Source organism: Paracoccus sp. MKU1 (genome assembly GCF_001447385.1).
Classification (GTDB): Bacteria; Pseudomonadota; Alphaproteobacteria; order Rhodobacterales; family Rhodobacteraceae; genus Paracoccus.
The window spans coordinates 1-12010 of record NZ_LLWQ01000219.1; the positions used below are offsets into that span (position 1 = coordinate 1).

Consider the following 12010-nt stretch of genomic DNA (forward strand, 5'->3'; position numbering starts at 1 on the left):
TTCGGGCGAAGCAGCCCGCCGGACGGCGCGGCGGTGCCCGGCCCGGCCTGCCGCCACCGAGGCGGGTTTGCCGCGGGAACGTTTCCGCCCTGGCCGGTTCGCCGGCCCCACAGCCCGGAGGCATCCGGCAACAAGCTCCGGGAGGGGGATCGGCCGGAGGAGCCGGCCGGATCCGGACCGTCTCGGCAACGGGCGCCTCGGCGCATTCGCCCAGCAGCGCCGGCAGCGCCGGGTGATGCGCGCGCAGCGGCGCGTTGCGGCCGCCCGAGGCATTCGACGGGGCCGCTGGAACTGGCCGGGCGGCGCGTCGCGGCTGGGACCAGCGCCGCGACGACGATGACGGCGACCGCTGCCACGCCTCGCGCGGGGGCGCTGATGCGCGGGGGAAGGGGCCGCCGAAGGGGGCCTCTGGAGGAGAGCTGATGACCGGCAGCGAGGGGAGACGCGGCACAAGCCCGCTGACGCTCTGCGACGACATCGGGCGCGGCCGGACCGGCGGCAAGGTCGATTTGGCGGGTCCGCTGGGCAGCGACGACGGGGCGGCGGGCATGCCGATCAGCCGCGAGCAGCTGCGGATGGCCCGATCCGCCGCACCGAAGCAGGGCAGGTCCGGGCATCGGCCGCCCCGCGAGCCGGGGGCGAGACCGCCGTTGCACAGCCCCGCCAGCGCGGCAGATCCTGGTTCTGCATGGATGCGCTGCTGCTGGTCTTGCCGAGTTTGCGCTTCTGACCCGGATCAGATCGGCCGCGACATCTTCTGCCGGTGCCAGACCCGCTCGATCAGCAGCACCAGCAGGGCGCCGAGTTCCCGATCCGAGGCCAGATAGGGCAGGAAACCCAGTGCCTCCTCAAGAGCATCCGAAACCAAATCATCGGCCAGAGAGGCCTCATGCACCAGGAAACGCGCCATCGCCCGAAGCCGCGGCAGCAGGTCCATGACCGTCATCTCGGGCGTGCAGTGCAGCCCGGCGCCGTAAAGCGCAGTATGCAGCAGCACCGCCGAGGCCAGCGCCTCGGGCCCGTCATGGCGGGGCACGCAGCAGGCATGGGCATAGTGGCGCAGCCGCTGTCTGAGATCCCTGGTGACCATGACGAAGGGGATGCCGGCCGATTGCAGGCTTTCCGCCAGCGGCGCCGGATCGCGCAGGTTCAGGACCGCCACGTCGATCTGAAGCAGGTCGCGCGGATCGGACACCGCGCCGGCGATGCCCAGGCCGGGCAGGCGGATATCGGCTGCCTCATCCTCCGACCAGAAGGATGTCAGCCGGTGGCGCGCCATCATCGGCGGCAGCGCGGTGGGCTGCGTGGAACTGCCGCTGCCGATCAGGACCTCGACCGACGCGCCGGCCTCGCGCAGATAATCCGCGACCGAGCAGGTGTCGGGCCCCTCATCCTCCCACAGCGCCAGCCGCAGCCCGCGCAGATCGGCGTTGCGGTAGAAATACCGGACCCCCGCCGGAGAGACGCATGAGGGGATTTTCCGGTTGGGCATCCTCTGATCCTTATGCTGGCCGAGCGGAAAGGCGGTCGGGCGCAAGGGTCATTGCGCCGGCTCCGCGGTTCCGGCGGCAGGGGCGGTTTCGGCCCCGTCGGCGGGCGCCTCGACCGGAGCCGTGCCGGTTGCGGGCGGTTCGGCGATCTCGTCCACCGGCCCCGGCACCTCCCCGGGTATCTCGGGGTCGGTGGTCTCGTCGTTGAACCACCAGACGAAACCCGCCAGCACGACCAGCACCGCCACGATGATGCCGATGATCGGGACCATGTGGTGGCGCTTCTGCTTTTCCAGATCGGTGCGTGGTGCGGACATTGGAACCTCCTATGGATTATGTGGGGCGCCCCCTCGCGCGCGGCCATGGTAAGGAAACCTGCTTGCGGCCGGGTTGTTCCCTGCCTCACCCCATGGCCCAGGCATCGAGCACCTCGGCCAGCGGCGCGGTCTCGATCTGCTGCGAGAAGCGGCTGCGATAAAGCGTCATCGCCGCGTCATGGCCCCGGTCGGTCGAGGAGCAGACCGCATCGCTGACCAGAACCACCCGATAGCCCAGATCGACCGCGCCCATCACCGTGCCCAGCACGCAGACATCGGTTTCGCCGCCGGTGACCACCAGCGTCGTGATGCCGGCGCCGCGCAGCAGCGCGTGCAGGCGGCCGTCGTGCCAGGGCGAATAGACCGGCTTGTCGATTACCCGGGCCGGCGGCCTGTGCCGCTCCAGTTCCGGCAGCAGTTCCAGCCATTCCCCGTCCAGCCGCTCGCGCAGCATCTCGGGCCACTGGGCGTAATAGCGCGCCCAGGCGCCCTGCGCCGCATCGAGCCGGGCCGGCGGGATGAAGCGGGTGAACAGTGTACGCTCGGGCCGGGCCGCGACCAGGGTCGCGACCGCGGGCAGGATTTTTTCGATCCACGGCACCGCCCAGGGCGAGCCAGGGGCGAACAACCGCTGCATGTCGATGCAAAGATGCAGCGTTTCGGGGCCCAGCGGGCCAAATCTGAGCGTGTCTGCCATGGAACCGGTGCCGGTGATGGGGTCCTCCGATCAGCAACAGGATGGGCGGGAAATCGTTCCATCGCCTTCCCGGACACGGGCGTTTTCCGGAAACATTCTGCGGAAGGGCTGCCTCGCCGTATCGGCTGGCTTTTCATTTGTTTCCCGGTCGTTTGGCCGAGAAACCCGGAGCCGGTTTCTGCGTTGCGCTGGGGCGTGCCCTGGCGAGGGCCGGCGCGGCGGCGGGTGTGCGACAGCAGGAACGAGAGGGGACAGGATGGGATCTGTGCATTTTCTGGATGGCGGCGGCGAAATGGCCAAGGCCATCCGCGAGCACGACTGGTCCGACAACGAGCTTGGCCAACCCGATGGCTGGCCCTCGGCGCTAAAGATCGCGCTCGGCATGGCGCTGAACTCGAAATTCCCGAAATGCATCGTCTGGGGACCGGGGCTTGTCGCGCTCTACAACGATGCCTTTCGCCCGATCCTCGGCGACAAGGGCCATGTTCTGGGCCGTTCCTTTGCCGATATCTGGAGCGAGGTCTGGCCCGAGATCGGCCCCATCGCCGAGCGCGCCTATGCCGGCGAGGCGACCTTCATCGAGGATTTTCCGCTGGTAATCGACCGCTACGGCTATCCCGAGCAATGCCACTTCACCTTCTGCTACAGCCCGATCCGCGACGAGAACGGCGTGGTGCGCGGCATGATCGACACGGTGATCGAGACCACCGGCAAGGTCGAGAGCAGCCGCCAGCTGCGGCTTGTGAACGGCGAGCTCGGCCACCGGATCAAGAACACGCTGACCGTGGTCTCGGCCATCGTCAACCAGACGCTGAACAGCCATGACGGTGCCGAGGCGCGCCGGATCCTGCGCCAGCGCATCGGCGCGCTGGCGCAGGCGCAATCGCTGCTGACCGATTCCGGCGCGCTGGACGCCGAGATCGGCGGGGTGGTGGAACAGGCGCTGATGCCGTTCCGCACCGGCCAGCGGCGCTTTCGCATCGGCGGCCCGCCGGTCAGGCTGTCGGCCAAGCAGGCGCTGACCTTGGCGCTGGCCATCAACGAGCTGGCGACCAATGCGCTGAAATACGGCGCGCTGTCGGTTCCCCAGGGCGCCGTCGATCTGAACTGGACCGGCGGCCGGCCCAACAGCGACGACCCGTTCCGGCTGCTTTGGGCGGAAACCGGCGGCCCGCCCGTCGCTTCCTGCTCCGGCAAGGGCTTCGGCTCGCTCATCATCGAACAGGCGCTGGCGCAGGATTTCATGGGCGAGAGCGTGATGTTTCCCGACCCCGCCGGGCTGCGCTGCGAATTGCGCAGCCGGATGTGCCATCTGGGCGTGGGCCAGGGCGCGCCGCACTGATCCCCGGCCCGGCTTGCCGCCTATTCGATCACCGCGCAGGCCAGCCGGTCCCCGGCGCCGCCGGTGGGTTGGGTCTGATAATCGTCGGGCCCGGCATGAATCATCAGCGCCCGGCCCTTGATCGCATTGTCGCCTTCGGCCAGCGTCACCATCGGGTTGAAGACCTGCGCCCGCGCCGTGCCCTCGGCATCGACCCAGATATTGGGCATGTCGCCGGCATGGGGGCCGCCGTCGGACAGCACGCCATGCGGCGCGTCCGCGGGGTTGAAATGGCCGCCGGCGGATTCATGGCCGGTGCTGTGGTCGCATGTGCCCGTCTCGTGGATGTGGAACGCCACCCAGTGGCTTGCCGGCAGCCCGGTCGCCTCGACCTCGATCAGCACACCGTCCGGCGTCGCGGTCAGTGCCGCCGTTCCGGCCTCCCGTCCTTCGCCGTCGAGAAAGGTTGCCTTCGCATCCTGCGCCTGGGCCGAGATCGGCAACAGGGCAAGGCCAAGGGCCACGAGATGGTTGCGCATTGCTTTTCCTCCAGTTCACGCCTGTCGGGGGACGGAACCCGTGCCGCGACGCTTTGTTCCGCGCCAGGGCGGAAATCCGCCTCCGTCCCGGCCCGCTTACAGGTCGCGGCGGAATTCCTCGATCAGCCAGCCTACGATGCCGCGAAAGGCTTCCTGCGGCGTGGCGCCGGCGGCGACGGCGGCGGCGAACAGCGCCCGCTGGTGCTCGGCCGCCGTGCCGCGGGCGATCATATCGCGCAGCCCGGCCAAGGCGGGCTGGCAGTCCAGCCGGTCGGCATCCTCGGCGATCGCGGCCAACCAGTCCTCGGCGATCTCGTCGAAGGGGACGATGCGGCGGATGCCGAAGTCGATCAGCCCCTCGGTCAGTCCGTAGCGCATAGCCCGCCAGCGGTTCTCGCCCAGCAGGAAATTGTCGTATTGCCGCCAGCGCAGGTTGCGCCGCGACAGCCGCCACAGCATGCGCAACGTGGCCTGCACCAACGCCACCAGGGTGATCGTGTCGTCAAGCCGCGGGCAGGCGTCGCAGACCCGGGTCTCCAGCGTCGGAAAGCGGGCCGAGGGGCGCAGGTCCCACCAGATCTTGCTGGCATCCTCGATGATGCCGGTCTCGGTCAGTGCCGTGACCGAGCGCTCGTATTCGGCCCAGCTGCCCAGGCGCGGCGGCAGGCCGGTGCGGGGATAGCCGGCAAAGACCGTGGTGCGGTAGGAGGCGAGCAGCGTGTCCTCGCCCTGCCAGAACGGGCTCGACGCGGACAGCGCCAGCAGAGGCGGCAGGAACCAGGAGAACTGGTTCATCAGGTCGATGCGCATGTCCCTGTCCGGGATGCCGACATGAACATGCATGCCGCAGATCAGCATGCGCCGGGCGACGCCGCCCATCTCTCGCGAGATCTGGTTGTAGCGGTCCTTGTCGGTGCGGCCCTGCGCCCGCCAGTCCGCGAGCGGGTGGCAGGCGACCGAGATCGGCGCCAGTCCGAATTCGGCGGCATGGCGCGCGATGCTGTCGCGCAGCCGCGCCAGATGGGCGCGCGCCTCGGTCACATTGGCGGCGACCGGGGTGCCGACCTCGATCTGGCAGCGCAGGAATTCGGGGCCGACCTGATCGGCCAGTTCGGCCTTGCAGGCAGCCATCAGCGCATCGGGCGCCTCGCGCACGTCGCCGGTTTCGGCATCGACCAGCAGATATTCCTCCTCGATGCCCAGCGAGAACTCGGGCTCCTCGGCCATGTCATGCCCCTTCCTGTGAGGATCGCTCTCAGGCCGAACCCGGCCCGGCCCGGGTTGTTCCCTGCATGTGCTGCCAGAGCCGCGGATAATTCGGCGTGATTCCGGCTGCGGGCGCCCTCAGCGGACGCCGACGGTCGGCGCATGTCCGAGGATTTTGCGGATCGGCGCGCCCGTTTTTCCGACGGTGCCGGAACCTGTCGGAGTTCCGGCGGAAAAGGGAGTGAAAGGCGATCCGCCGCATCCGCACAGCGAACCGCGAGCGGGCTAATCGGCTGGCTCAAACGGGAAAGGCTCGGCCTCGGCAAATGCGCCCGAGACCTCGCCGGAGTGGATCGTCGCCATGTCCATGCCGAGATCCAGCTTGCGCACCGGCGCTCCCTCGGAAAAATCGAGCTTCTCCATTTCGACCCAGAGAGTGTTGGGCGAAATCGCCGATTCCACATAATAGATGCGGCTTTTCTGATCGGCCACGACCCGCCAGCGCGTGGTGGACAGGTTGGGGGCGTCGGGAATGCTGACGCCATAGGGAACCGAGGCATTACGAACCACGCTGAACACCGCAGCCGCGGCAACGCGCGGATCGTCGCTTTGCACGACCATGTCGATATAGGTGCCGGCGCGCACGAAGCGGTCGGCCGCGCGGGTGCTGCCGGGAAGGGATTCGCGCGGATTCATGCCTTTCCAGTAATCGACGATCGCCAGTTGCTCGGCATAGGGCGGGTCGTTGGTCATGACGCGATATTCGCGGCCGTGATGGATCTGCAACTCGCCGTCGATCCATTCCAGGATCGCGCTGTCACCCGTGGCATCAGAGAGCGACAGATGCACTGTGGTCAGCTTGCCGGGCTGGATCGGCACGTCCTTGGTGACCGTGTGGAAAGGATGAGCGCGTAGGTATTTCACCGCTTCGTCCACCGTCGCGAAATTGTCCAGGAAGAACTGTGCCCAGACCGACAGCGACATGCGGGGCGTCTGCCCGTCATCCTCGGGATATTGCGATTTCAGCAGCCACAGCATGTTCGCGGCCAGCCCTGCCTCGTTCATGCCGTCCACGGTCGAGATGTCATAGCCCGACACCACGACGCTGCCATATTTCGAGACCCATTCGACCGAACGCGGCCCTGCGGCCCCGTCGCGCTTCATGCCGCGGGGAAGCAGCCAGAGGTTGCTGAGCATCGGCATGCTCCAGTCCATGGAGCGGCCGGTCAGGACGCGGCCCTCCGGGCCTAGATAGGTCACCCGGGTGCAGGCATCGGCCGCGGGGGCGGACAGGGCCGCGGTCAACGCAAAGGCGGCGGTCAGTTTTCGAAACATCGTCTATCTCCGCTCAGAAACGCCAGGTCATATCCAAAAGCGGTCCGGCCATGGTCCGGTCGAGCCGTGTGCCGCCGCTGTCATAATGCCGGTAGCCGGCCGAGACACAAAGATTGTCGTTCATCTGATAATTCAGACATAGGGGGGAGTTTGCCCATCCCAACGGTTTTTGGCAGAGGCAGGCCGCGTAATCAGCGCCGGGGCAAGGAGCCCGCAGATGCCGAGGAGGTTCCGTCTCATATCCTATCCTTCAATAAACGTTATTTTCGTGAACGCAGGAATCTTTCGCAGTTGATTATAAATCATTGCGGCAGGCAAGCTTGGAAAGATCGGCCGGTGGGAGGCCCGGCGAATTGCCCTCGGCCCGTCGATATTCGCGCGGGGCTCCTTGTGTCTGCCGGTTCTGTTGCCGGCCGCCATATTCGCCTGACCCGCCCCCACCGAGACGGCATGCACGAGGTCCAGGCCCGCCCGCGCAGGGCCGGCGCACCATCAGGCGCCGACAACGCCAACGACCACCGCGCTGCTGCCAGCACCATCTCGACCAGGCCCGGCGCGACGCCACGAGTGCGGAGACGACGTCATTGACTTTGCATGCGGAACGGGTAAGCGCGCTTCGATCAGGCCCGGGCCCGCGCCAGCCGCTGCGCGATGGCCGAGCAGACCAGCAGTTGCGTCATGTGATAGATCATCACCGGCAGCACGGTCGCCCCGACCGTCGCCGCCGGAAAGATCGCGGTGGCGATGGGCAACCCGCTGGCGAGGCTTTTGGTCGAGCCGCAGAAGAACAGCACCGCCCGGTCCTCGGGCGGCAACCGGAACAGCCGCCCGGCGCCGACCATGATGCCCATGGCCAGCGCCAGCAGCAGCGCGGTGACCAGGAAGCAAAGCACGAGCCCCGGCACCGGGATCGCCGACCAGATGCCCGCGACGGTGCCGGCGCCGAAGGCGGAATAGACGATCAGCAGGATCGAGCCCCGGTCCACCACCATGGTCAGCAGCCGGTGGCGCTGGACGAAGCCGCCGATCCAGCGCCGCAGCAATTGCCCGGCGACGAAGGGCAAGAGGATCTGCACGGCGATCTTCTCGATGGCGTCGAGACTGGCGCCGCCGCCCTCCTGATGCAGAAGATGCGTGACCAGCAGCGGCGTCAGCACCACGCCCACCAGGTTCGACAGCGAGGCCGCGCAGATCGCCGCCGGCACGTTGCCGCCCGCGATCGAGGTGAAGGCGATCGAGCTTTGCACCGTCGAGGGCAGCACGGCCAGGAACAGCAATCCCAGCGTCAGTTCGGGCCCCAGCACGCCGCCGAACAGCGCGGCCAGCAGGATGCCCAGAGCCGGGAACAGTGCATAGGTGGCGCCGAAGGTCAGGCCCTGGAGCCGCAGGTTCAGTAAACCCGCCCGGACCGAGGCCGGGTCGAGCTTGGCGCCGTAGAGGAAGAACAGCAGCGTCACCGCCCAGAAGGTGGCGCCGCGCAGCAGATCGGCCGCCTGGCCGCGGGCGGGCAGGAACAGCCCCAGCAGCACCATGCCGATCAGCAGCAGCATGTAGGTGTCGATGCCGATCCGTTTCAATGCGTGCATGGCCTTCCTCGTCGCGCGGTCGCCCCTGTCTGATATACATCGGCAGCGGGCACAAGCCGGGGCAGGGCGTGATGCCATGACGCTTGCCCCTTGGGCGAAAAACGGTCACAGCAGGATCATGTCCGATGAAACGGTTCCGACGATGCGCCCCGCTTTTGCCCCCTGGCTGTCCCGCAGCAATGACGTGACCTCGGTCTTCCTGGCGGCGGGCCAGGTGCCGGACCTGGTCAACCTGGCCGGCGGCCTGCCCGAGCCCTCGGTCTGGCCGGTCCAGGAACTGGCCGATCTCGCCGCCGAGGCGATCCGCAGCCAGCCGGACGCGACGCTGGGCTATGGCCCGATCCCCGGCCTGCCGGCGCTACGTGACCTGATCGCCGCGCGCTTCTCGACCGATGCGCTGCGGCTTTCGCGCGGGAACGTGCTCATCACCACCGGCGGGATGCAGGCGCTGGAGCTGATGGGCAAGGTGCTGCTGGAGCCGGGCGGACCGGTCGCGGCGCAAAGCCCGGCCTATCTGGGCGCGCTCGACGCCTGGATGCCGCATGCGCCGCGCTATCGCCCCATGCGGATCGAGGGGAACGATTTCGATCCCCATGCCGCGCTGGCGGGCGCGCAATTCGCCTATACGGTGCCGAATTTTTCGAATCCCAGCGGCCGGCTGGTGGCGCTGCCCGAGCGGCAGGCGCTGGTCGCCGCCGCCCATGCCACCGGCACCTGGCTGATCGAGGACGACCCCTATGGCGCGCTTTATTACGAGGGCGAGCCGCTGCCGCGGCTGATCGAGCTGTCGGCGGCCGAGCGGCCCGGCCCCTATGACGGGCCGGTGGTCTATATGGGCTCGCTCTCCAAGGAACTAGCGCCGGGGCTGCGCATCGGCTGGGTGATCGCCGCGCCCGACATGATCGCGGCGCTGGCCACCGCCAAGCAGGGCTCGGACATGTGCACCAGCGGGTTGTCGCAAATGCTGGCGTTGCGCGCGCTGGAGGCGGGGATCACCGACCGCATCCGCCCCGAGGTGCTGGCGATCTATCGCGCCCGGCGCGACGCGCTTTGCGCGGCCATGCAGGCCCATCTGGCGGGCGACCTGGACTGGCAGGTGCCGGTCGGCGGCATGTTCGTCTGGGCCACGGCGCGCGATCCGCGGCTGGATACCGACCGGCTTCTGCATCACGCGATGGCCGAGGGGGTCTGCATTTCGCCCTCCAGTGTCTTCGACCCCGAGGGGCTGGACCGGCGCTCGCTGCGGATCAACTTCACCCTGAACCCGCCCGAGCGGCTCGAGGAGGGTTGCCGCCGCCTGGCCCGCGCCATCCGCGCCGCGCTGGCCGAGGCCGGCTGAGCCGGCCCATCACACCGGCCAGACCAGCAGGATCAGCGGCACGCCGGTCAGCACCACCAGCGCCGACAGCGGCGCGCCCAGCCGGGCGTAGTCGCCGAAGCGATAGCCGCCCGGCCCCATGACCAGCGTGTTGCACTGATGCCCGATGGGGGTCAGGAAGTCGCAGCCCGCGCCCACCGCCACCGCCATCAGGAAGGCGTCGGGCCGATAGCCGAGCTGGCTGGCGAAGGTCGCCGCGATCGGCGCCATGACCAGCACCGTCGCGGCATTGTTCAGAAACGGCGTCACCGCCATCGCCGCGACCAGGATCAGCGTCACCGCGCCCCAGACCGGCAGGCCCATCGCCGCCTGCGACAGCCAGGCGCCCAGCAGGTCGGTCACGCCGGTCCTTTGCAGCGCCTCGCTGACCGGGATCAGCGCGCCCAGCATGACCAGGATCGGCCATTCGATGGCCTCATAGGCCTCCTCGGCGCTGATCGCCCCGGTCAGGATCATCAGCACGGCAGCGGCGAAGAAGGCGATGGCAACCGGCACCAGCCCCGCCGCCGTCGCCGCCATGGTCACGGCCAGGATCAGCACCGGCAGCAATTGCTTGCGCACCCCGCCCAGCCGGATGCGGCGCTCGGCCAGCGGCAGCAGCCCCAACACTCGCATCCGCTCGGGCAGGAGGTCGATGGGCCCTTGCACCAGCAGCACGTCGCCCGCCGCCAGCACCGTCTGGCTGAGCCGCTGCGTCATGCGATGCCCGGCGCGCGAAATCGCGATCAGGTTCACGCCATGCTGGTCGAACAGCGCGATCCGCCCGACCGTCTGGCCGACCAGAAGCGAGGCGGGCGCGATCACCGCCTCGATCACGCCGATCTTGTCGGCGGGGAGGCCCTTTTCGGCGGCGGCATCCTGCCGGACCAGCTCCATGCCGACCTTGGTCACAGCGCGCTCCAGCGCATTCGGCTCGCCGCGCAACAGCAGCGTGTCGCCCGTCTCGATCACCGTGTCGGGCAGCGTCACCGCGCGCCGCGCGCCGCCGCGGATCAGGCCGGTGACGGCCACCTCGCCATCGACGGCGCTGAGATAGTCGCCGACCGTCATGCCGACGATGTCGGCGCCTTCGGGGACGGTGGCCTCGGTATGATAGTCGCTGATGTTCACCGCCTCGCTCAAGGATGCGGTGGCACGGCGGTCGTGCGGTAGCAGGCGATGGGCGAATTGCAGGAAGACCAGCCCGACCAGCGACAGCCCGAGGCCGACCGGCGCATAGTCGAACATGGTGAAGGGCTGGCCCGTCATCTGCTCGCGCACCCGCGAGACGATGATGTTGGGCGAGGTGCCGACCAGCGTGATCAGCCCGCCCAGGAGCGAGCCGAAGGCCATCGGCATCAGATAGGCCGAGGGCGAATGCCCCGAGCGCCGCGCCATCTTCAGCGCAGCCGGCATCAGCATGGCCAGCGCGCCGATGTTCTTGACCAGCGCCGACAGGAAGGTGACCGAGCCGACCAGCACCAGAAGCTGCCAGCGCAGCCGGCGCAACCGCAAGAGAACGCGGCGCATCACCGCCTCGATCACGCCCGATTGCGAGATGCCGGCGCTGACCACCAGCGCGCTGCCGACGATGACGACGATGTCGTCGCTGAAGCCGCGGAACGCCTCCTCCGGCTTGACCGTGCCGGCCAGCAGCGAGGCGAGCAGCGCGATCAGCGCCACCACGTCGTAGCGCAGCCGTCCCCAGACGAACAGCGCCATCATCGCGCAGAGGATCAGCACCGCCAGGATCTGCGGCATGGCCATCGCTTTGTCCCCCCTTTCGCGCACGAGTCTCTGGACCCAATGCGACCGCCGCGGGGCAGGTTCCGCGGCCCGGCGGCCGCCGCCGGACAGAATGCCGCGCCCCCGGGGCAAGGGATGGCGCTTGACAGCCGGCGCCCGCCTGCGGCAATCCGGGGGCCGCTACGGTTCCGGCGCGACCCGCCGGATGAAAAGGGAACACCGGTGCGCCGATGGACCGCGATGCGGCCAGGGCAAGGCCGGGGCTGCCCCCGCAACTGTATGCGGTGAGCGAAGGCCGCAGGCGCCACTGGGCATAGCCCCGGGAAGGCCGGCCCGAGCGGTGATCCGCAAGCCAGGAGACCTGCCGCAGCGATCACCCATTTCCGGCGCGGGGCGCGTCTGGAAAGCGGCCGTTC

At 68.7% G+C, this 12010-nt stretch carries 10 protein-coding genes and 1 riboswitch; of the genes, 2 read left to right on the forward strand and 8 right to left on the reverse strand.

Features of this window, described 5'->3' with window-relative positions:
• Positions 1 to 736: 736 nt before the first annotated feature.
• The 3 genes from AQY21_RS24365 to AQY21_RS24375 form a co-directional block, all read right to left on the reverse strand.
• On the reverse strand, positions 737 to 1492 hold the full coding sequence (locus AQY21_RS24365) for a hypothetical protein (protein ID WP_058100177.1): 756 nt from the start codon (positions 1490 to 1492) through the stop codon (positions 737 to 739).
• A gap of 48 nt (positions 1493 to 1540) precedes the next feature.
• Positions 1541 to 1807: a hypothetical protein gene (locus AQY21_RS24370; protein WP_058100178.1), complete on the reverse strand. Its 267-nt coding sequence runs from the start codon at positions 1805 to 1807 to the stop codon at positions 1541 to 1543.
• Between the two features lie 85 nt (positions 1808 to 1892).
• Complete coding sequence (locus AQY21_RS24375) at positions 1893 to 2504, reverse strand: cysteine hydrolase family protein (protein ID WP_058100179.1); 612 nt, start codon at positions 2502 to 2504, stop codon at positions 1893 to 1895.
• A 256-nt stretch (positions 2505 to 2760) separates the two neighbouring features.
• Here AQY21_RS24375 and AQY21_RS24380 point away from each other — a divergent pair, with 256 nt between their 5' ends.
• Complete coding sequence (locus tag AQY21_RS24380) at positions 2761 to 3846, forward strand: sensor histidine kinase (protein WP_058100180.1); 1086 nt, start codon at positions 2761 to 2763, stop codon at positions 3844 to 3846.
• 20 nt (positions 3847 to 3866) lie between these two features.
• Here the strand turns inward: AQY21_RS24380 and AQY21_RS24385 are convergent, their stop codons facing one another.
• The 4 genes from AQY21_RS24385 to AQY21_RS24400 all read right to left on the reverse strand — a co-directional run bounded on the left by AQY21_RS24385 (position 3867) and on the right by AQY21_RS24400 (position 8491).
• The gene (locus AQY21_RS24385; RefSeq protein WP_058100181.1) at positions 3867 to 4364 is read right to left on the reverse strand and encodes a superoxide dismutase family protein; all 498 of its coding nucleotides are present in this window, start codon (positions 4362 to 4364) and stop codon (positions 3867 to 3869) included.
• 96 nt (positions 4365 to 4460) lie between these two features.
• A complete protein-coding gene (locus AQY21_RS24390; RefSeq protein ID WP_058100182.1) occupies positions 4461 to 5591 on the reverse strand; it encodes a carboxylate-amine ligase in 1131 nt (376 codons plus the stop codon).
• A 264-nt stretch (positions 5592 to 5855) separates the two neighbouring features.
• The gene (locus AQY21_RS24395) at positions 5856 to 6905 is read right to left on the reverse strand and encodes a linear amide C-N hydrolase (protein WP_058100183.1); all 1050 of its coding nucleotides are present in this window, start codon (positions 6903 to 6905) and stop codon (positions 5856 to 5858) included.
• 620 nt (positions 6906 to 7525) lie between these two features.
• Positions 7526 to 8491 carry a bile acid:sodium symporter family protein gene (locus AQY21_RS24400; protein WP_058100184.1) on the reverse strand — a complete coding sequence of 322 codons (966 nt, stop codon included), beginning with the start codon at positions 8489 to 8491 and terminating at the stop codon, positions 7526 to 7528.
• 118 nt (positions 8492 to 8609) lie between these two features.
• Between AQY21_RS24400 and AQY21_RS24405 the strand changes: the two genes are divergently transcribed.
• Positions 8610 to 9830 (forward strand): PLP-dependent aminotransferase family protein, encoded by a 1221-nt coding sequence (locus tag AQY21_RS24405; RefSeq protein WP_058100185.1) that lies wholly within the window; start codon positions 8610 to 8612, stop codon positions 9828 to 9830.
• Between the two features lie 9 nt (positions 9831 to 9839).
• On the opposite strand, the gene AQY21_RS24410 is transcribed toward AQY21_RS24405, so the two are convergent.
• A complete protein-coding gene (locus AQY21_RS24410) occupies positions 9840 to 11615 on the reverse strand; it encodes an SLC13 family permease (RefSeq protein ID WP_058100186.1) in 1776 nt (591 codons plus the stop codon).
• Between the two features lie 145 nt (positions 11616 to 11760).
• A riboswitch (cobalamin riboswitch) is annotated at positions 11761 to 11978 on the forward strand.
• Positions 11979 to 12010 lie beyond the last annotated feature (32 nt).